Source organism: Amycolatopsis sp. GM8 (assembly GCF_021653975.1).
Classification (GTDB): Bacteria; Actinomycetota; Actinomycetes; order Mycobacteriales; family Pseudonocardiaceae; genus Amycolatopsis_E.
In genome coordinates, this window is record NZ_JAJKFK010000002.1 from 712,608 (window position 1) to 730,256 (window position 17,649).

General features: G+C 67.6%; 25 protein-coding genes and 1 tRNA gene. 10 read left to right on the forward strand and 16 right to left on the reverse strand.

Annotated features, from left to right (window positions below; all coding sequences use genetic code 11):
• The first annotated feature begins 105 nt into the window (after positions 1–105).
• Positions 106–372, forward strand: a complete 267-nt coding sequence (gene crgA, locus LOZ83_RS10810) for a cell division protein CrgA (protein ID WP_236790292.1) — start codon at positions 106–108, stop codon at positions 370–372.
• 87 nt (positions 373–459) lie between these two features.
• Positions 460–861, forward strand: a complete 402-nt coding sequence (locus tag LOZ83_RS10815; RefSeq protein WP_236790293.1) for a PH domain-containing protein — start codon at positions 460–462, stop codon at positions 859–861.
• Here the strand turns inward: LOZ83_RS10815 and LOZ83_RS10820 are convergent.
• Both LOZ83_RS10820 and LOZ83_RS10825 read right to left on the reverse strand, forming a co-directional pair.
• The gene (locus LOZ83_RS10820; RefSeq protein ID WP_308190203.1) at positions 850–1,656 is read right to left on the reverse strand and encodes a rhomboid family intramembrane serine protease; all 807 of its coding nucleotides are present in this window, start codon (positions 1,654–1,656) and stop codon (positions 850–852) included. The two genes, LOZ83_RS10815 and LOZ83_RS10820, sit on opposite strands and share 12 nt — an antisense overlap.
• 165 nt (positions 1,657–1,821) lie before the next feature.
• A complete protein-coding gene (locus tag LOZ83_RS10825) occupies positions 1,822–2,376 on the reverse strand; it encodes a peptidylprolyl isomerase (RefSeq protein WP_236790762.1) in 555 nt (184 codons plus the stop codon).
• Between the two features lie 88 nt (positions 2,377–2,464).
• On the opposite strand from LOZ83_RS10825, the gene LOZ83_RS10830 reads away from it, so the two are divergent.
• The gene (locus LOZ83_RS10830) at positions 2,465–3,061 is read left to right on the forward strand and encodes a hypothetical protein (protein ID WP_236790294.1); all 597 of its coding nucleotides are present in this window, start codon (positions 2,465–2,467) and stop codon (positions 3,059–3,061) included.
• Positions 3,062–3,122: 61 nt separating this feature from the next.
• On the opposite strand, the gene LOZ83_RS10835 is transcribed toward LOZ83_RS10830, so the two are convergent.
• Together LOZ83_RS10835 and LOZ83_RS10840 are read right to left on the reverse strand one after the other, a co-directional pair.
• Positions 3,123–3,569, reverse strand: coding sequence for a hypothetical protein (locus LOZ83_RS10835; protein WP_236790295.1), 447 nt, complete (start codon positions 3,567–3,569; stop codon positions 3,123–3,125).
• A 138-nt stretch (positions 3,570–3,707) separates the two neighbouring features.
• A complete protein-coding gene (locus tag LOZ83_RS10840; RefSeq protein WP_236790296.1) occupies positions 3,708–4,238 on the reverse strand; it encodes a DUF2020 domain-containing protein in 531 nt (176 codons plus the stop codon).
• A gap of 66 nt (positions 4,239–4,304) precedes the next feature.
• On the opposite strand from LOZ83_RS10840, the gene LOZ83_RS10845 reads away from it, so the two are divergent.
• Positions 4,305–5,252, forward strand: coding sequence for a pyridoxal-phosphate dependent enzyme (locus tag LOZ83_RS10845; protein WP_236790297.1), 948 nt, complete (start codon positions 4,305–4,307; stop codon positions 5,250–5,252).
• Here LOZ83_RS10845 and LOZ83_RS10850 read toward each other — a convergent pair.
• From LOZ83_RS10850 to LOZ83_RS10860, 3 genes are read right to left on the reverse strand one after another with little or no spacing between them, the layout of a single operon-like run.
• Entirely contained in the window at positions 5,249–6,073 is an 825-nt protein-coding gene (locus LOZ83_RS10850; protein WP_236790763.1) for a spermidine synthase, read from the reverse strand. The genes LOZ83_RS10845 and LOZ83_RS10850 overlap by 4 nt on opposite strands.
• 26 nt (positions 6,074–6,099) lie before the next feature.
• Entirely contained in the window at positions 6,100–6,606 is a 507-nt protein-coding gene (locus tag LOZ83_RS10855) for a DinB family protein (RefSeq protein ID WP_236790299.1), read from the reverse strand.
• Positions 6,607–6,615: 9 nt separating this feature from the next.
• On the reverse strand, positions 6,616–7,572 hold the full coding sequence (locus tag LOZ83_RS10860) for a YafY family protein (protein WP_236790301.1): 957 nt from the start codon (positions 7,570–7,572) through the stop codon (positions 6,616–6,618).
• Between the two features lie 62 nt (positions 7,573–7,634).
• On the opposite strand from LOZ83_RS10860, the gene LOZ83_RS10865 reads away from it, so the two are divergent.
• Positions 7,635–8,336, forward strand: coding sequence for an alpha/beta fold hydrolase (locus LOZ83_RS10865; RefSeq protein WP_236790302.1), 702 nt, complete (start codon positions 7,635–7,637; stop codon positions 8,334–8,336).
• Here the strand turns inward: LOZ83_RS10865 and LOZ83_RS10870 are convergent.
• The gene (locus tag LOZ83_RS10870; protein ID WP_236790303.1) at positions 8,329–9,189 is read right to left on the reverse strand and encodes an alpha/beta fold hydrolase; all 861 of its coding nucleotides are present in this window, start codon (positions 9,187–9,189) and stop codon (positions 8,329–8,331) included. The two genes, LOZ83_RS10865 and LOZ83_RS10870, sit on opposite strands and share 8 nt — an antisense overlap.
• A 179-nt stretch (positions 9,190–9,368) precedes the next feature.
• Here LOZ83_RS10870 and LOZ83_RS10875 point away from each other — a divergent pair, with 179 nt between their 5' ends.
• Positions 9,369–10,061: a hypothetical protein gene (locus LOZ83_RS10875; RefSeq protein WP_236790304.1), complete on the forward strand. Its 693-nt coding sequence runs from the start codon at positions 9,369–9,371 to the stop codon at positions 10,059–10,061.
• Positions 10,058–10,390: a helix-turn-helix domain-containing protein gene (locus LOZ83_RS10880; protein ID WP_236790305.1), complete on the forward strand. Its 333-nt coding sequence runs from the start codon at positions 10,058–10,060 to the stop codon at positions 10,388–10,390. The genes LOZ83_RS10875 and LOZ83_RS10880 overlap by 4 nt, the downstream gene beginning before the upstream one ends.
• 68 nt (positions 10,391–10,458) lie before the next feature.
• Here the strand turns inward: LOZ83_RS10880 and LOZ83_RS10885 are convergent, their stop codons facing one another.
• The 5 genes from LOZ83_RS10885 to LOZ83_RS10905 form a co-directional block, all read right to left on the reverse strand.
• Complete coding sequence (locus LOZ83_RS10885) at positions 10,459–10,800, reverse strand: VOC family protein (RefSeq protein ID WP_236790306.1); 342 nt, start codon at positions 10,798–10,800, stop codon at positions 10,459–10,461.
• A 70-nt stretch (positions 10,801–10,870) separates the two neighbouring features.
• Positions 10,871–11,737 carry a carboxymuconolactone decarboxylase family protein gene (locus tag LOZ83_RS10890; RefSeq protein WP_236790307.1) on the reverse strand — a complete coding sequence of 289 codons (867 nt, stop codon included), beginning with the start codon at positions 11,735–11,737 and terminating at the stop codon, positions 10,871–10,873.
• Positions 11,734–12,975, reverse strand: coding sequence for an RNA polymerase sigma factor (locus tag LOZ83_RS10895; RefSeq protein WP_236790309.1), 1,242 nt, complete (start codon positions 12,973–12,975; stop codon positions 11,734–11,736). The genes LOZ83_RS10890 and LOZ83_RS10895 overlap by 4 nt, the downstream gene beginning before the upstream one ends.
• Positions 12,972–13,358 (reverse strand): YciI family protein, encoded by a 387-nt coding sequence (locus tag LOZ83_RS10900; RefSeq protein ID WP_236790310.1) that lies wholly within the window; start codon positions 13,356–13,358, stop codon positions 12,972–12,974. Before LOZ83_RS10900 ends, LOZ83_RS10895 begins: the two co-directional genes overlap by 4 nt.
• A gap of 68 nt (positions 13,359–13,426) precedes the next feature.
• Positions 13,427–13,843 carry an ester cyclase gene (locus tag LOZ83_RS10905; RefSeq protein WP_236790311.1) on the reverse strand — a complete coding sequence of 139 codons (417 nt, stop codon included), beginning with the start codon at positions 13,841–13,843 and terminating at the stop codon, positions 13,427–13,429.
• Between the two features lie 102 nt (positions 13,844–13,945).
• Between LOZ83_RS10905 and LOZ83_RS10910 the strand changes: the two genes are divergently transcribed.
• A complete protein-coding gene (locus LOZ83_RS10910) occupies positions 13,946–14,788 on the forward strand; it encodes a helix-turn-helix transcriptional regulator (RefSeq protein ID WP_236790312.1) in 843 nt (280 codons plus the stop codon).
• Between the two features lie 576 nt (positions 14,789–15,364).
• On the opposite strand, the gene LOZ83_RS10915 is transcribed toward LOZ83_RS10910, so the two are convergent.
• Both LOZ83_RS10915 and LOZ83_RS10920 read right to left on the reverse strand, forming a co-directional pair.
• Positions 15,365–15,437 (reverse strand) — tRNA-Ala (locus LOZ83_RS10915).
• Between the two features lie 25 nt (positions 15,438–15,462).
• The gene (locus LOZ83_RS10920; protein ID WP_236790313.1) at positions 15,463–15,651 is read right to left on the reverse strand and encodes a DLW-39 family protein; all 189 of its coding nucleotides are present in this window, start codon (positions 15,649–15,651) and stop codon (positions 15,463–15,465) included.
• Between the two features lie 142 nt (positions 15,652–15,793).
• Here LOZ83_RS10920 and LOZ83_RS10925 point away from each other — a divergent pair, with 142 nt between their 5' ends.
• Both LOZ83_RS10925 and LOZ83_RS10930 read left to right on the forward strand, forming a co-directional pair.
• Entirely contained in the window at positions 15,794–16,405 is a 612-nt protein-coding gene (locus LOZ83_RS10925; protein ID WP_236790314.1) for a helix-turn-helix domain-containing protein, read from the forward strand.
• A gap of 141 nt (positions 16,406–16,546) precedes the next feature.
• Positions 16,547–16,750: a PP2C family serine/threonine-protein phosphatase gene (locus LOZ83_RS10930; RefSeq protein WP_236790315.1), complete on the forward strand. Its 204-nt coding sequence runs from the start codon at positions 16,547–16,549 to the stop codon at positions 16,748–16,750.
• A gap of 2 nt (positions 16,751–16,752) precedes the next feature.
• Here LOZ83_RS10930 and LOZ83_RS10935 read toward each other — a convergent pair whose 3' ends face one another.
• On the reverse strand, positions 16,753–17,535 hold the full coding sequence (locus LOZ83_RS10935) for a YceI family protein (RefSeq protein ID WP_236790316.1): 783 nt from the start codon (positions 17,533–17,535) through the stop codon (positions 16,753–16,755).
• Positions 17,536–17,649: the final 114 nt, after the last annotated feature.

The following is a 17,649-nucleotide window of genomic DNA, read 5'->3' on the forward strand; positions in this document are numbered from 1 at the left end:
GCGCGCTCCTCTCGAGTGCCCGCTTACGTTAACGTGTGATGCCAGAGGTGGGTGCGCGCAGGGAGCCGCGCATCGCCGGCGAGTCACCGATCACGCGAGGTTCCGATGCCGAAGTCCAAGGTCCGCAAGAAGACGGCGTACACCCCGCCCGCCGATCGGCGTACACCGGTCAAGGTGCGCGCCGCCGGGCCGTCGCACCCGATCTACAAAGTCGTCATGTTCGGCTTGATGCTGGTCGGGCTCGCCTGGTTGGTGGTCAACTACATCGCGGGCGACAAGATCCCGTTCATGGCGGATCTGGGGAACTGGAACTTCGCGATCGGTTTCGCGCTCATGATCTCCGGCCTGCTGATGACGATGCGCTGGCGGTAGTTCGACGAAAGTTCACCGGATTACCCTGAACAGCCGATTGACAGCGAATTACACCGGTGTGACTCATCCCCATTGTGGATAACTCCTGTGGATAACTCGGCGAGCTGGGCTCCCCGACCGGCGCTCGTCGCCGTCGGTCTGATAGGCGCGCTCGTGGCGCTCGCCGGCGCCTTCCTCTACGACGACCGGACGGGCGAGGTGCTGTTCGCCGTCGCGGCCGTCGTGCTCGCCGCGCTGTCCGCGCACGGGCTCCTCGTCCGGCCGCGGCTGGCCGCCGACGCCGACGGCGTGCGGGTCCGCACGATGCACGGTGAGCAGCGATTCAGCTGGCCGGAGGCGGCCCTCTCGGTGCGCAGCAACAAGCGGCTCGGCCGGGAGAGCCGGACGCTGGAGATCTCCGCCGGTGACCAGCTGTTCGTCTTCGGCTGGCTGGAACTGGGCGCCGATCCGGTCGATGTGCTCGACGTGCTCAGCGCGCTACGACGGTGAGCACATCTGCGCGCCGGAGCCGCTGCAGGCCACGCTCGCCAGCTGCGCGTCGCGGTAGAAGTACAGCGCGACCAGCGCGACCGTCAGCAAGGCCAGCGCGCTGACCTGCCAGGTGACGCGGTTCTTTGCCGGGGCGTACACCAGCGCCGCCGTCCCGAGCGCGCCGACGACCAGCCCGCCGAGGTGCCCGAACAGCGAGATGTTCGGCAGTGTCACGGTGATGATCAGGTTGAGCACGATGGTGCCGATCGCGGGCACCGGGTTGAGCTTCAGCCGCAGCACGGCGACCAGGACGCCACCGAGCAGGCCGTAGATCGCCCCGGAGGCACCGGCAGTCGTCCCGTTCTCGGCACTGAACAGGAAGACCATGGTGCCGCCGCCCAGCAGCGAGACCGCGTAGAGCGCGACGAACCGGCCTTTGCCGAGCAGCACTTCCATCTCGCGGCCGATGATCCACAGCGAGAACATGTTGATCGCGAGGTGGACCGGCCCGTAGTGCAGGAAGCCGGACGTGACCAGGCGCCACCACTCCCCACCCGCGACGGCCCGCGGCCACAGCACCCAGGCACCGAACAGGTCCGAAACCTGGTTGTTCCACGGGCTCTGAGCCTCGATCGCGGTGATCGCGTAGATCAGCACGTTGAGCGCGATCAGGACCGGCGTCACCACCAGGCGGTCGGACACCCGCGCGCCCGCGATGGTGCGCGAGCCGTATCCAGCGGGCTGGGGCTGCCGGCGCCGCACCGTGTCCTGCCGGCGACCGGCCTGCACACAGTCGATGCACTGTGCGCCCACGGCTGCCTCACGCAGGCAGTCGGGGCAGGCAGGCCGGCCGCAGCGGGTACAGCTGAGCCCGGTCTGACGGTTCGGATGCCACCAGCAGCCGGGCATGGCCGTCGATGGTGTCTGGGACGGTGGAGGCTGGCTCACGATGCCTCCAAGGTACCCGGGAGCCGTCTGCTAACGCTCGATGTCGATCTTCTCGATGACCACGTCGTCGAGCGGCCGGTCGGCCACGCCCGTCGCGGTGTTCGCGATCTGGTCGACGACGTTGCGCGACTCCTGGTCGGCGACCTCACCGAAGATCGTGTGCTTGAAGTTCAGGTGGGTCGTCGGCGAGACGGTGATGAAGAACTGCGAACCGTTGGTGCCCGGCCCCGCGTTGGCCATCGCGAGCAGGTACGGACGGTTGAACTGCAGCTCCGGGTGGAACTCGTCGTCGAAGCGGTAGCCAGGGCCGCCGCGCCCGGTGCCGGTCGGGTCCCCGCCCTGGATCATGAAGCCGGAGATGACCCGGTGGAAAACCGACCCATCGTAGAACGGTCCCGACTTGTCGCCCTTCGCGTTCGCCTGCGTGTACTCTTTCGTGCCTTCGGCGAGGCCCACGAAGTTCGCCACGGTTTTCGGCGCGTGATCAGGGAAGAGGTTGACGCTGATGTCGCCATGGTTGGTGTGCAGCACGGCCTTGGCCTTCGCACCAACGAGGGATTGATTGCTGTCAGTCACGCTCTTCATCGTGCCATCCGCAGCGGGATCCGCCGGAAACGGGCAGGATAGTGACGGGGAAACAACGAAAAGACCAACGATTGACGAGGTGAAGGCCATGACCCGAGCCCAAGACTCGGTCGGTGAGCCGGTCAAGTCCGGCTTACGGGGCCTGCGTAGCCGCGCCGTGGAGGCGGGCAAGGCGGCCGAGCAACTGCTTGCCGAGAACACCGAAGAAGTGCGCAAGGAGGCGGTCAAGCGAGGCCGCAAGGCACGCAACGATCTCGCCAAGAAGTCCGGCAAGACTCGCAAGGAGCTGGCGAAGGCGCGCGCGGAGGCACGCAAGGAAGCGGCCGCCCGGCTCGCCGAGATGCGCAAGCCCGGCCGCAAGGCGCGCAAGGCCGCCGTGAAGGCCGCGAAGTCGGCAGGCGAGTCCAAGCGCAAGGCCAAGCGCGACTTCAAGGCGGCGAAGAAGGAGTTCCGGGCGGCACTCGCCGAGGCCAAGGTCGCCGCGAAGGGTGAGCGCAAGCGCCGCCGCTGGCCGTGGCTGCTCGGGATCGGACTGGTCGCCGCCGGTGCGGCGTACGCGCTGCGCCCCAAGCAGCAGCCGCCGGTCGCGACGGAACCGCCGCACGCCACACCGGCGCCCGCGGATCCGAAGCACGCCGCGAACGGTCAGACCGCGACGCCTTCCACCGCACAGAAGCAGAACTGAACAACGCCGTCGAGGCCGCCTCCGGGAGTTCCCGAAGGCGGCCTCACGGGTTGTCCGCCACTCAGGCGGTGTGCTTGTCGATCAGCTGGCCCAGCCGGGGAAGGGCTTCCTCGACGTTCTTCTTGCCATTCGGGCGCAGCTTCGAGTAGATCTTCTTGATGCTGTCCCGGCTGCTCCGGTCGGCACGAGCGTCGGTGACGCCGAGCAGCGCGTCGGACGCCTCGTCGCCCCGGCCCGACAGGTACGCGCCGAAGTCGCCGCCGCCCTTGCCCTTGAAGTCCGCGTAGAACGGCTCGAGGGTCGCGGCGAAGTCGTCCAGCAGACTGTCGCAAGCGGAGCCGATGATGCCCGGCTTGATCTTCTTGACCGCCGCGAAACCAGTCTTGATCACGGCACCGGAAACGCCGCCCTTGTCCGAGACCTCTGCGTCGACCAGGGTTTCCAGGTCGGTCACGACGGAGGGACGCCTGCTGGAGTCGAGCAGGATTGCCTTGAGGGTGTCAGCCACGGGTGTCTGTCCTTCTTCACTTCGAGGTACACGGAATTACGCTGCGGCCCTTTGCGCGCCGATGGCGGCTGGTCCTCCCCGGCCACAGGTGGGGGTCAGCGTAGTACAGGTTCGAGTTGCGCCTTCAGCCGCTAGGCGTTAAAGGCCGAGGCCGGAAATTGTTTGCTTGGCAACGGTTCTGGCCTTGACCGTTTGCTTCTGGTTCGTGGTGACGACGATGGCCGTGCCGGCCTTGGCGACCGCGTACACCGCGCCCGCGTCGGTCGGCTCGTAGCCGCCCTGCCAGCCGGCGGGATCGGTCGCCGGGTTGCTGGTGGTCAGCGGAGCCGCCTTGTCCACCAGGGCTTTCGCGACGGCCGGATCGCCCACGTAAACCTGGACGGTCAACTGGAGTTTGCCGTTGAGTGCATAGAAGAAGCACGCGGGATGTGGTTTGTCGGAAGAAGTCTGGACCTTCGAAACATGCTGACCGTTGGCGTCCGCGACGAAGGACGTGTCGAGATACGGGCACGGCCCGGCGCCCGCCGGCTGCGGGTCGGGCGGCGGCTGTGCGGAAGCGGGCGGCGGCGCGCTGGGGCTCGGTGGCGGCGACGGTGCCTGCGCGGCGGGCTGCGGCGAACAGCCGGCCAGCACGGCGAAGGTCGCGAGCAGGAGCACGATTCGGCGCATAGTGCCGATAGTGAAGCACAGCAATTCGCATGGACAAACAGTCTGATAGTTTTACATAATGTCTGAGTGAACCTCGACGACATCCGCGCGGCGGCCGCCCGGCTCGCCGGACACGCACACCGCACGCCGATCCACACCTCCCGCACCCTCGATGCCCGCACCGGCGCCAAAGTTCTGCTCAAATGCGAGAACTTCCAGCGCATGGGCGCCTTCAAGTTCCGCGGTGCGTACAACGCGCTCTCCCGGCTGCCCGCGGATGTGCTGGCCCGCGGCGTGTGCGCCTATTCGTCGGGAAATCACGCACAAGCGGTCGCGTTGTCCGCGTCGCTGCTGGGCACGAAAGCGGCGATCCTGATGCCCGAGGACGCACCACAGTCCAAAGTGGACGCGGTGATCGGGTACGACGCCGAGGTCCACCGGTTCGACCGCTACCACGCGGACCGCACCGTGCTGACCGAAGAACTCGCGGCACGGCAAGGGTTTGTGGTGATCCCCCCGTTCGAGCACCCGGACATCATGGCCGGTCAGGGCACGGCCGCACTCGAACTGCTGGAGGACGCGGGCGCGGTGGACGTGCTGCTCGCGCCGTTGGGCGGCGGCGGTTTGATGGCGGGCACGGCCGTCGCGGCGACGTCGTTGCACCCCGGTATCCAACTGGTCGGGGTGGAACCGGCGGCGGGAAATGACCACCAGCGTTCGTTCGCGGAAGGCAAGCGGGTACGGATCGAGGTGCCGCGCACGATCGCGGATGGCCTCGCGGTGAACGAGCCGGGCGAGCTGACCTTCGCGATCAACAGCAAGCTCGTGTCGGACGTCGTGACGGTGACCGACGACGAAATCCGGGACGCGATGCGGTTTCTGTTCGACCGGATGAAACTCGTCGTCGAGCCGAGCGGGGCCACGGTCGTCGCCGCGCTGTTGACCGGAAAGATCGCCGTGACCGGCAAGCGGATCGGCGCGATCATCTCCGGCGGCAACGTGTCCGCGGACCGGTTCCGGGAACTACTCGCTTAGAAGGAGTCGGGCGGCGGCACGGGTGCGCGCATGCCATCGGTATCAGTGAGCGGCTTCGCCTTGCCGTAGAAGGATTTCAGTTCAGCACCGGCCAGGCACCGGGCCGGGAACGCGGCGGACGCGGCCCGGCCCGTGATGGCCTGCACCGGAAGCTCGGCGGCCGACGCCGCGAGGACGACATTCCCGAACCGCCGCCCGCGCAACACACCTGGTTCGGCGAGCAGCAGAGCGTCCGGGAACACCGTCGAAACCGTGGCCGCGACCCGGCGCGTGAACATGAGGCCGGGGCCGTCGGCGACGTTGATGAGATAGGTGCCCGAAGGCCGGAGAATCCGCGCGATGTCGCGGGTGAATTCGAGTGTCGCGATTTCGCTCGGCATGCGGGCCTGCTTGAAGACGTCCGCGATCACGAGGTCGGCGCTGTCGTCGTGGCGAGTGGCGACACCGGCACGGCCGTCGGTGATCCGCACGCGCAGTTGCGGCACGCTGCGGAGATCGAGTTGTTCGCGGACCAGTTCGATGAGCGGTCCGTCCGCGTCGAACACCAGCTGCCGCGAGCCCGGCCGCTTCGCCGCGATATAGCGCGGCAGTGTGCAGCCTGCGCCACCGATGTGCAGTGCCTCCAACGGTTCCGTGCCGTCGTCGAGACAGTCGATGACGTCGCCCATCCGCCGCACGTACTCGAACTCGAGATGCGTCGGATCGTCGATGTCCACATAGGACTGCGCGATCCCGTCGACGCTGAGCAGCCAGCCACCGGGATGGTCGGCGTCGGCGAGCAGTTCCGCGGTGCCGAACCGCACGCGATACTCGCCGGGCATCGGGTTGGTCTGCCTGCGCCGCTTGTTCAAGCTCCGGTGGTCCCATCGGTCAGCTCGCGCAACAGATCGGCATGCCCGTTGTGCCGCGCGTACTCCTGGATCAGGTGCAGGTAAAGGAAACGCACCGAACAGGTCCCACCGTTGTGGGTGAACGTGTCGTCGAGTGTGGCACCGGCGAAAATCGTGTCGGCGATCCGGGATTCCTCGATCAGCCGCTCGTAGTCTTCCTGTGCTCTCGACGGATCCAGCTCGTCGAAATCGGTGTCCGTGCCCGGATGCAACCGGTCCACCGGCTCACCCGCGAAGCGCTCGCGGAGCCAGATGCGCTCGACCTTGGCCATGTGCCGGATCAAGCCCAGCAAGGAAAGCGTCGACGGCGGCACGGTCCGCCGGGCCAGCTCCTCGCCGGTCAGTCCCGCGCAGTTGGTGAGCAGAACGGCGCGATGCCACTCGAGATAGCCGGCGAGCATCGTGCGTTCGTCCGCCGCGGTCGATCCCCCGGCGAACTGGATCTCGGGCGCGGTCCAGGTCACCGTCGAATCCTAACCGGCGCTCGTCATCATCCGGTGCGCCAGCGCGCGCACGTGCTCGCGCAGGGCGTCCGGATATTCGATCACGAACGGCAGGTTCAGCCAGGCGAGCGCGGACGGGACCCAGTCCAGGCGCTCGGCCCGCAGCCGGACCCGCACCCACTCGTCGTCCTGTTCCTCGACGACCGCGACGCCCGCCGGGAGACGGGACCGAACCTGCTCCACCGTGCCCTGGACCCGTACGGACACTTCGTGCTGGTAGGGCACGTCGGCCAAGCCTGCCAGCACCCGCGCTCCCGGGTCGAAACCCTCGGGCACGTCGAACGAGCCTGGCACCATCGTCGCGTTTTCGATCCGGTCCAGCCGGAACGTGCGCACCTCGCCGCTGTCCGAGTCGGCGCCGGTCACGTACCAGCGCCCGGAGTGCGCGACGATTCCGTATGGGTGCACCGTTCGCTCGCTGCGCCGCCCGCGCCAGGCGGTATAAGCGATCGCGACCGGCCGGCGCTCGCGGGCGGCCTCGGCGAGGGTCAGCAGCACACCCGTCTCCGCGCTGATCACGGACCGGGCCGGTGCGGTGAAATCGGTCGTGGCCAGCAGCGCGTCGAGCCGGCGGCCGAGCGCCTCGGGCAGCACCCGGCGCACCTTCGCGGTCGCACTCTCCATCGCGGCGACGGAGGTCGTCACCAACCCGGCCCGCCGGCCGGCGACCAGGCCGAGCAGGACGGCGAGCGCCTCGTCGTCGGTGAGCATCAGCGGCGGCATCCGGTAGCCGGGGGCGAGCCGGTAGCCGCCGTAGCGGCCGCGGATCGAGCGGACCGGGATGTCCAGGTCGATCAGGTGGCCGGCGTAACGCCGGACGGTGCGTTCGTCCACGCCGAGCCGGTCGGCCAGTTCGGCGACGGTCCGGGTCCCGCCGGCTTGCAGGATCTCCAGCAGGGCGAGCACGCGAGCGGTCGGGCGGGTCATGCGGAAATTGTCGCGCGAATACCGGGCAGGTTCTGTCTGGTAACCCTTCTAGCGTGCCGGGCATGGCTACTTATGTACTGATTCCCGGATTCTGGCTCGGCGCGTGGGCCTGGCGCCCGGTGACAGCCGAGTTGCGCTCCCTCGGTCACGACGTGCACCCGCTCAGCCTGACCGGAATGGGCGAGCGGGCGCACCTGGCTCGTCCCGACACCGACGTGGAAACGCATGTCACGGACGTGCAGGAGTTGATTCGCTACGAGGAGCTGCACGATGTGGTGCTGGTCGGGCACAGCTACGCCGGTTCGGTGGTGATCCCGAGCGTCGCGGACCGGCTGCCGGACCGGATCTCCCGGCTGGTGTTCGTTGACAGCGGCCCGCTGCCGGACGGTATGTCGCAGCTGGAGTTCCTCCCGCCCGAGCAGCAGGCCCGCAACGCCGAACTGGTGGGGAACGGTTGGCAGCTGCCACCGCCGTCCTGGTCCGAGCTGCCCGGCGCGGAACGCCTGGAGCGGTTGTCGGTGCCGCAGCCGTGGGCGACCGCCACCACGCCGGTCCGGCTGACGGGTGCATGGGAGAAGCTGCCGCGGTTGCACGTGCTGTGCAGCTTCCCTGCGGCGCAGGCCCGGGCGATGGCCGCGACCGTCCCCGCCTTCCAGCACATGGCGAACGACGACTGGGACTATCGCGAGCTACTCGGCGGCTCGCACTGGCCGATGTTCGACCGGCCGGGCGAGCTGGCGGCGATCCTGCACGAGCTCAGCTGAGCACCTCGCGCAGCTTGCGGGCGAACGCCTCGGGCTGGCCGGCGTAACCGTGCTCGCCACCGAGGAAACCGCCGTGGTGACTGGGAAAGACGGTCACCTGCTGACCGAGTTGTGCGGCCGTGGCGACGGATGTGCGCCCAGTGAAGGTGTTCGCGGACTCCTCGCCGACTCCGATCACGACGCGGGTCGGCGCCGCGGTCAACGCGTCGACATCGGGGCGGTAGGCGGTGACGGCCAGGGACCGGTCGGACAGCAGCGGGTCGTCGCGGCTGCCGTCGTCGTCGGCCGGCAGCCCGAACTGGGCGGGATCGGGCGACGGCTGGGCGAAGTAGTCGTCGGTGAACTCGCCTTGCCAGGACGTCATCGCGATGAACGCCGCCATCCCGGCGCCCTGCCCTTTCGCCTGGTACGCCTCGCGGAACCCGGCCTGGGCGCGCTCGGCGGCCGCGGCGTCGGGCAGCACCGGAATGATCGGCGGCTCATGGGCGACGAGGGTGGCCACGTCGTGCGGGTAGGCCGCCACCAGCGCGAGCGCGGTCACCGCCCCGCCGCTGCTGGCGAACATCTCGACCGGCCCGGCGCCGAGCGCCTCGATCACCGCGTGCACGTCGCCCGCCTGGACCGTCGGAACAGCGTCGACCCGGCCGTCCTTGCGGATGCTGCGGCCGATCCCGCGCGGGTCGTAGGTGATCACCGTGCGGTCGGGAAGGTAAGAGGCCAGCGTGCCGAACCCCTCGGCGGCCATGGGCTGCCCGATCATGAACAGCGGCGGCCGGCCATCGGCGGTGGGCAGTGGGCCATGCACGTCGTACGCGATATCGACGTCGGCGGTCTCCAGGATGTGTGTCGTCATGTCACTGCAGACTCCTCCGCCGCCGAGAACTCATCGGTCACCGGAGCGATCCGCGCCGCGTCGGGACGCGCCGGCGTGTCCTGCGCAGCGGCGAACCGCTGAGCGCGTACTCTTCGCGCCATCTTCTTTTATGCATGTGTCCAGCGGACTCAACCAGAAACAAGATCATTATTTCGCAAGTGAATCTTGCAAAGGTGAGCATGCATACCATGACAAGATCGTCAAAAACTCTTCAGTTCGCCAATATTTTCGACGATCTGGACAGAGCCTTCTTTCCCAGGGCTGCTTCCTTGCCGGATCCAGAAATAACACTCGTGGACGCTCGCGCGATATTGCACGACAAAACGGAAAACAACTCGACGAAGAATGCGATCTGGCACAGCTTGGTTCAGCACACACGGGCGGATCCGGAGCAGTGGACACCAATGGCGATCTGGATGATGTTACCGAGCTTGCGCGCGATCGTACGACGGTTGCACCGCGCGTGGGCCACCGACATCCGGGACATCCAGTCCGATGCTCTCTGCGGTTTCATCGAAGCTCTGGGGCGACTAGACCCCGAGCAGGAACCTGGAAAGCGGCTGTGGTGGCAAACGTTCAGTTCTGCACGCAACGGATGCCAGCGAGCCGTTCGTGAACAGCCTGTCGACGATATCGAATCTGCTCTGCAGCGACAGGCCGAAGCGCACCCCGACCCGTTGTCTCCCGCTGAACTGGGTCGCCCCGAGGCGTCGGCGCGCGACTACAGCACTATCGAGGGCGAACGACTCGGCGCGCTCGCCGACAGACTCGGGCTCGCCGGGATGATTGAAAACTCGCAGGACCGCGCAGACATCTGGTCGATACTGGCCGGCGAAAGTGAGGACTCATGACCGAGCTGATCCCGATACGCCGATTGCCGGCGGCACCAACTCGGCCTCAGCATCGTGTGCCGGGCACAATGACCTTTCCCGAACTGTTCAAACTGCCAACGTCAGTCCCGCTGAGCCTGGCGGCCAAGGCTTTGGGAGTCCACGTCAACACCGCGTACAAACTCATTCGCGAGGGCACGTTTCCGTGCCCGGTCATGCGCGTCGGGGGACGTTACCGAGTGGCGACGAGGGCGCTACTGATCGCCTTGCACATCGACGAAATACCAATCCACCTAGAGGACGTCAACAACGGCGCTGATTTCGCCGGAGGTCGTACGAACACCAAGTAGCGTCCTTCGGGCGTGAATGACGCCCTCGTGTGGGAGGGCCGTGGTCAGGTCCTCCCACACGGATTTCGTCAGGTCTCCTGGGCCGGTTCGAAAAGGCTGAACGGAGTCCCCTGGTCGTCGTGGCAGTGCGCGATCCGGCCGACGCCGGGGACGGTTTGCACGTCCTCGCTGCGGCCGCCGAGTTCGTGGACGCGTTTGACCGACGCGTCGACGTCCTCGGTGGCGAAATAGACGCGAGGGTGGGTGAAGTCCTCCTCGCGGGGCGCGATCGCGCCGGTGGGACCGTTGTCGATCACGTGGTAGTCGCCGCCGAACTCGCTGGTGCTCCAGCCGAACAAGCCGCCGTAGAAGGTGCGGGCTTTGGTGGTGTCGGCGGCGGGCAGCTCGACCCAGCTGATGTCTCCAGGCATGTTCGGTCCCTTCGGTGATTCGTCGGTTGACGCACCAGAGGACGAACAGCCACCACCGTTCTCGACACGTTCAGCCGGCGGTTTTTCGCGCCAGCGCGGAACGGCCGGCGTCGAAGCTGTCCAGCGCCGCGCCGACCGCCGCCGCGACGGTGACTTCGTAGATCTCGTCCTCGGTATGCCCGGCAGCGGTGAGCCGCGCGATGTCGGCGTCGGTGATCTTGTACGAGGTGTCGCGGACACTCGTGACATAGGACTGCCACGGCTCGGAAACCGGACTGCCGTCGACAATCGCGGCGCGCAGGGGCGAGTCGTCCACCACGGCGTGGCGAATGTTCGCCACGACATCGCCGTGGTCGGTGGTCTTGCCTTCGGCGAGCAGGAATCCGGGGAACCGGTAGCCGAAGCGGTGCAGTGCGCGGGTGCCGCTCTCCAACTGTCCTTCGCGCAGAACGAAACCGAACGCGTTGGCCAGCCGGTTCACGATGTTCCACACCAGGTTGACCTGCAACGCTTCGACCAGCGCATGCTCGGGCAGGTCGGCGACGCCGCTCGTGTCGACGTGATCCGGCGTCAACGTGACCGTCTCGAGAAACCCGCTGACGGCGCGCAATTCCGGCCGTGCCGAGGCGGGATTCTCCGGGTCGACTTCACCATGGCCGGCGATCCGGGTCAGCTCCCTGTGCGAGTCGATGCAGAACGGGCACTGGTGCAGCCGCGCGGTGGACATCGCGAGGTACTCGCGTTCCCCGGCGGTCCAGTACGACGGCCCGCGCATCGCCGCGGCGGTGAGTTCCAGGAGGGGGCGAGTTAGGAAACCCGGCCGGTAGAGCAGCATCTTCACGATGTCGGGACTGTCCACACGCGACATACCCGATGTGAGGGCGAGGAACATCTTGGCGCGGCGGCGATGTCCGTGCTCGAGAATGGACAGTCTCATCGGGACTCCTGTACGTCGAGGTCATGCAGCCGGCCGGCGAGGAAACGCCGGTCGGCCGGGTTGGTGGCGAGCTCGTGTGCGCGCCGGTACGCCGTTGCTGCCTCCCCGACGCGGCCGAGCCGGCGCAGCAGATCCGCGCGAGCCGCGTGCAACAGGTGGTAGCGGTCGAGCCCGGTGATCCGGTCGATCAGCGCGAGACCGTCGTCCGGGGTGGTGGCCTCCGCCACGGCGACAGCGTGGTTCAACGCGACCACCGGTGACGGCGCCACCTCCAGCAGTTGGGCATAAAGGGCGGCGATGCTCGGCCAGTCGGTGTCGTGGACCGACGCGGCTTGGGCGTGCAGCGCGGCGATCCCGGCCTGCAGCTGGTACGGGCCTGGCCGGCCGAGGCGCAACGCCCGGTCGAGCAATCCGACGGCTTCGGCGATCTCGGCGTGATCCCAGCGGGAACGGTCCTGATGGTCCAGCAACACCACGTCGCCGGAAGCGTCGTAGCGGGCGGCGCTGCGCGAATCGTGCAGCAGCAACAACGCGACCAGGCCGAACGCCTCCGGCTCGTCGGGCATGAGGGTGGCGACCAGCTTGGCGAGCCTGATCGCTTCCCGGCGCAACGTGCGGTGTTCGGGCTGGTCATGGGCGGCGGTGTAGCCCTGGGTGAAGATCAGGTACAGCACTGCGAGCACGCCGGAAAGCCGCTCCGGCAGCAGGCGGTCGGCGGGCACCTCCAACGTGATGCCGGCGTCGCGGATCTTCCGTTTCGCGCGCACCAGGCGCTGTGCCAGCGTCGGCTCGCTGACCAGGAACATCCGGGCGATCTGGCCCGCGGTCAGGCCGGCCACCGCCTGCAGGGTCAGCGCGACCCGCGCGTCCTCGGCCAGGGCGGGATGGCAGCAGGTGAAGATCAGGCTCAGCCGCTCGTCACCCATGCCGAGCAGGCTGTCCTCGCCGATGTCCGTCATCGTCGTCACCGCCTCGGGCTGCCCGCCGAGCTGGGCGAGCTTCTCCTGACCGAGCCGGTTCCGCCGCAGCCGGTCGATCGCGCTGTTGCGGGCCGCGGTCAGCAGCCAGGCGACCGGATCGTCCGGCACCCGGCCGGTCCAATTGCGCAGTGCGAGCGCGCACGCGTCCTGCAGCGCGTCCTCGGCGAGCTCGAAATCGCCGAGGACGCGGATCAGGGCCGCGAGCATCCGGGCCCGGTGCTCGCGGTAGACCTGCTGCAGGACGGGCGCCGGGCTCATTCGCCAGTGGCCGCCAGGTCGGCCGGACGGTGGTCCAAGCCCGGCACCCCGGCGATCGGCCGCACCTCGATCGAGCCCACCTCGGCCATCGGACACAGCGCGGCGAGCTCGAGGGCCTCGTCCAGGTTGCGGCAGTCGAGGACGTAGGCGCCACCGAGGTGCTCGTGGGTTTCGGCGAACGGGCCGTCGGTGACCAGCGTCCGGCCGTCCCGGACGCTGACGGTCGTGGCGGTGTGCTCGGCCTGCAGCGGATGCCCCGACACGAACGCCCCGCGCCGCCGGCACTCGTCGGCGAACGCGTTCACCCTGGTCAGCGCCTCGGCGAAACCGGGATCACCCGGTTCGGGCCGGACGCAGTTGTAGATCAGCAGCATGTACTGCACGGGTCCTCCACTCATCCGCAACATGTCGGTCGGAGAGAATGACGAACAGGAAGACCGTAACTCGACAGCTACTCGGTGAGCTGCGCGCGCAGCGAGTCGACGTCCATCATGTACCACATGTGCTTGAATCGGCCGTCCTGGATTTCGTAGAACGCGGTCTCGGCGAAGGAGACGGTGGCTCCGGTGGGGGCCAGGCCGTTCCACTCCCGCACCGGTGTTCCGGTGTCCACGAGGCGGGCCGCGACATGACCACCGTCGACGAGGAGCTCCTGGATTTCCCACGACAGGTCCGGGACGGCGTCGGTGTGCCGGCGGAACTCGGCCACCATGTCGTCCCGGGCGACCGGGGTGCCGTTCATGATGACCTCGTCGTGCGCGAACTCGTGCATCCGGTCGAAGTCACGCTTGTTCGCCAGCTCCACGTACCGCAGGTAGAAGTCGCGCAGCTCGTCGGCAGTCATGGTCTTTTCTGTCGATTTCTCCATGCCTCGAGTCTCACCCCGCGCCGGCCGAAGCAAAATGGACCTGTCCAGCCTCGTACTGGCAGGGCGACCCTCTGGCCCTGACCTCGTGGTACCACTGGAAACGTGGCCTTGAACTCCCGGGAACTCGCCTGCAGTCTGCGCACCTGGCGCGACCGAGTCTCACCTGGTGAAGCGGGCCTGCCCGAGGGCGGCCGGCGGCGGGTGCTCGGCCTGCGCCGGCAGGAGGTTGCGCAGCTCGCGGGACTGTCGGTCGAGTACCTCGCCCGGCTGGAACAGGGGCGCGCCGGACATCCCTCGGCGTCCGTGCTGATGTCACTGGCCCGCGTCCTGCGACTGTCCGACCAGGAGCGCGCACATCTTTTCCGGCTCGCGGATCAGGCCGAGCCGCTGTCCGGGCAGATCAAGCGCCACATCACACCCAGCGTGCAGCGCATCCTGGACCGCCTCACCGACACCCCTGTCACGGTCGTCGACGCGTCCTGGCAGTGCGTCACCTCCAACGCGCTCGCCTACGCCTTGACCGGGGACACCTCAGCCCTGCCGCCGCGGGAACAGAACCTGGCGTGGACGACGTTCACCCACGCGCCCACCCGGTACCTGCGCACCGACGAGGAGGAGCGTCTCCTGCACTTGGAAGTGGTCGCCGACCTGCGGGAAGCGTGGGTGCGTTACCCGAAGGACACCCTGCTCCGCGAACTCATCGCGGAACTGCAGACGGTCAGTCCCGAATTCGCGAAACTGTGGGAGCAACGCGTGCCTCCTCAGCCCGCGCCGAGCAACAGGACGTTCCTGCACCCGGAAATCGGGCCCATCACCCTCGACTGCGATTTCCTGACGGTCCGCGACAGCGATCTGCGCCTGATCGTCTACACCGCCGCACCCGGTAGCGAAGCCGCTGGGCAACTCGACCTGCTCGCGACAATCGGCCTTCAACAGTTCAGCTAACGGCCGCCCGGCAACGCAAAAGGCTGCCGTATGCGGAATCGAACCCCTGACCTCCGCCTTGTAAAGGTGCGAACGCGATCCTGCGCTGACGCTGACCAGCGCACGCCGCGCGCCCGGTCAGCGGGTTGTGTCGCCCGCAATTCCCCGTGGTTTCCCGTTTACTCCCCCGGCGACGGGCACAAGCAGGCTGGAGCAGGAGGGGCAGTTCTCCTGCCGGGCTGCCAATCCCCGGCCTGTTCCAGCCTGGTGACTCTGTGACAGGAAACTAGTGTGGGGATTTGGTGTCACACCAGGGTAACTGGCCGCAGAGGGTGGGGCGGCGACGCGGGAGCTGATGGCGCATATGGCCACTCGACCGCCCGGGCTGCGCTGAGGTACCAGCGCGCATGATCGCTGATGCGATGAGTGAAACACCACGCTCGACGACGACGGCCGCAGGGCAAAGCCCGGAAACGTGCCCAGCGACGGGCGAGGGGCACGCAGGGGGCACGGCTGGCAACACGGCGGCCTGACACAACAAAGGCCAGGTCTGGAGGAAACCCCTCTGACCTGGCCTTTGTCATGTCCCTTTAGGTGTGGAGCTGAGGGGAATCGAACCCCTGACCCCCGCCTTGCAAAGGCGGTGCTCTACCAATTGAGCTACAGCCCCGGGACGCGGGCGGACCCGCGTGAGTTCAGTTGTTCTGGCCCGCGCCGGCGGCGTGCGCCGGGCTGGTGCCGTTCGTGGAAACGGCGCCGAACGGCCGATCGGTGGGGACGGTGACATCGCGCCACACATCGCCTCCGGCCTTGGCGTTCTTGCTGCGCTTGATGACGAACAGCACACCACCCGCGACGACCGCGAGCGCCAACAGCTTCTTCACCTGAGGCCCCTTTTCCACGTTTCGGCTGACTTCAAAATGCTACCGGACGCCACCGGCCAGGCTGACACCCCGTTCCACGTGGAACCAAGCTTGACCTTGACCGCGGGGCAAGCCGCACGGTGTCGGTATGAGGAGGGTGGATATGGGATTGCTGACCATCGGCGCCTTCGCGCGGGCCGCGCGGCTGTCACCGAAGGCGTTGCGGCTTTACGACGAACTCGGGTTGCTGCGACCGGTGTCCGTCGATCCCGTTTCCGGCTATCGCTTCTATTCGCCGGCACAGCTCGAACGGGCCCGGCTGGTTGCCTGGCTCCGGCGGATCGGCATGCCACTCGCGCGGATCAAGGTCGTATGCGGCCTCGAAAATGCCGGCGCCGCAACGGAAATCGCCGCGTACTGGCGCGAAGTCGAGGCGGACGTCCGGTCCCGGGCGAAGCTGGCTTCCTTCCTCATCGAACAATTGTCGAGAAAGGAAGAACCCATGTCGTCACTGACCATCCGCTACGCCGTTCGCGCCGACCGCGGTCTCGTCCGCGAGTCGAACCAGGACGTCGCGTACGCGGGTCCGCATTTGCTCGCCGTCGCCGACGGGTTCGGCGCCACGTCCGAAGCGCGATCGGCCAGCTCGGTCGCGATCGACGCACTCACACCGCTGGACACGACCATCCCGGCGGGCGAACTGCTCAATGCGCTGTCCGACGCCGTCGACAACGCCGGCACGGCCGTGCGGTTTTGTCGCCGCGTGGGGCTTTGACCAACAAAGCGCGCTGCGGATGCGACACGGCTTCCACCGGAGTGAGCCGGCCGTCGTCGATCATCGACTGCCCAGCGTGTGGTCCTGGGTGATCTGGTTCTGCTTTCCGTCGCGCAACAGGTAAATCCGAGTATCACCGGTGTGCACGAGTTGCGTGACGCCGGGCCAGGCGACCGGTATCTGCTCTGTTCCGACGGCCTTTACACCGCCATCACTTTCGACGTTCTGCGCGACGTTATGACCACAATCGCCGATCCCGCGGACGCGGTACGCGAACTCGTCGACCGCGCGAACCGCAGCGGTGGCGCGGACAACGTCGCGTGTGTCGTCGCCCTCGTTGAGTGAGGTCAGGCGCGGATCGCCTGGATGTCCAGTTGGATTTCGACCGTCGAGCCGACCACGACGAGTCCCTTGGCGAGGGTTTGCTGCCAGTTGATGGTGAAGTCCTCGCGGTGCAGTTCGGTGGTGGCGCGGGCGCCGAGGCGGTCGCCGTTCCAGGTGCGCAGGCCGAGGTAACCGGCATCGAGGCGGACGCCGCGGCTTGCGCCGCGCAGGTTCAGGGTGCCGTCGAGGAACCAGCGGTCGCCGGCGGCGTGCTGGATGCGGTTGCTGAAGAAATGCAGCCGCGGGTAATGCTCGACGTCGAGGAAATCCGCGGAGCGCAGGTGCTCGTCACGCTGCGGTGCCGCCGTCTCGATGCTGGCGGCGTCGATGACCACCTCGACGGATGAGTCCTCGATCCGGTGACCGACGTTGATGGTGCCGCGGAAACTCGTGAACCGGCCGTGCACGCGCGACAACCCGATGTGCCGCGCCACGAACCGGATCGACGTGTGGTCCTGGTCGAGCACCCATTCGCCAGGCGCGGGCAACCGCAAACCGGTGTCGGGCTGCAGCATCAACTCGCCCAGTGCGGTGTGGTCACCGCTCACGACTTCGACGTTGTGCTCGGACTCGCGGTACCCGCCCGCACTGATCGACACGGCATACATACCTGATGCGGCGGTACTCACCACCAGACCGAAGTCATCCGCGGTCGCGTGCGTCACCCGCTGTGTCCGCCTGTGCCGCAACGCCATCTCGGCGCCGGCCAACGGCCGGCCGTTCTCGTCGCGTACTCGCGCACTCACCAACCCGGCACCGGCATCAAAACTTACCGGCTCCCCCTGCCGCCCATCCCGACGAAGCCGGCCGAACATCCCGTCGCTCTCCCATCGTTAGCCAATGCCAAAACGACACTAACC

What these genes read in the sequence shown, in the direction of transcription:
- crgA (WP_236790292.1), top strand. Translation starts at nt 106, where the DNA reads ATGCCGAAGTCCAAGGTCCGCAAGAAGACGGCGTACACCCCGCCCGCC.
- LOZ83_RS10925 (WP_236790314.1), top strand. Translation starts at nt 15,794, where the DNA reads ATGGGATTGCTGACCATCGGCGCCTTCGCGCGGGCCGCGCGGCTGTCA.
- LOZ83_RS10905 (WP_236790311.1), bottom strand. Translation starts at nt 13,843, where the DNA reads ATGGAGAAATCGACAGAAAAGACCATGACTGCCGACGAGCTGCGCGAC.
- LOZ83_RS10840 (WP_236790296.1), bottom strand. Translation starts at nt 4,238, where the DNA reads ATGCGCCGAATCGTGCTCCTGCTCGCGACCTTCGCCGTGCTGGCCGGC.
- LOZ83_RS10880 (WP_236790305.1), top strand. Translation starts at nt 10,058, where the DNA reads ATGACCGAGCTGATCCCGATACGCCGATTGCCGGCGGCACCAACTCGG.
- LOZ83_RS10860 (WP_236790301.1), bottom strand. Translation starts at nt 7,572, where the DNA reads ATGACCCGCCCGACCGCTCGCGTGCTCGCCCTGCTGGAGATCCTGCAA.
- LOZ83_RS10825 (WP_236790762.1), bottom strand. Translation starts at nt 2,376, where the DNA reads ATGAAGAGCGTGACTGACAGCAATCAATCCCTCGTTGGTGCGAAGGCC.
- LOZ83_RS10830 (WP_236790294.1), top strand. Translation starts at nt 2,465, where the DNA reads ATGACCCGAGCCCAAGACTCGGTCGGTGAGCCGGTCAAGTCCGGCTTA.
- LOZ83_RS10870 (WP_236790303.1), bottom strand. Translation starts at nt 9,189, where the DNA reads ATGACGACACACATCCTGGAGACCGCCGACGTCGATATCGCGTACGAC.
- LOZ83_RS10865 (WP_236790302.1), top strand. Translation starts at nt 7,635, where the DNA reads ATGGCTACTTATGTACTGATTCCCGGATTCTGGCTCGGCGCGTGGGCC.
- LOZ83_RS10895 (WP_236790309.1), bottom strand. Translation starts at nt 12,975, where the DNA reads ATGAGCCCGGCGCCCGTCCTGCAGCAGGTCTACCGCGAGCACCGGGCC.
- LOZ83_RS10850 (WP_236790763.1), bottom strand. Translation starts at nt 6,073, where the DNA reads ATGCCCGGCGAGTATCGCGTGCGGTTCGGCACCGCGGAACTGCTCGCC.
- LOZ83_RS10890 (WP_236790307.1), bottom strand. Translation starts at nt 11,737, where the DNA reads ATGAGACTGTCCATTCTCGAGCACGGACATCGCCGCCGCGCCAAGATG.
- LOZ83_RS10885 (WP_236790306.1), bottom strand. Translation starts at nt 10,800, where the DNA reads ATGCCTGGAGACATCAGCTGGGTCGAGCTGCCCGCCGCCGACACCACC.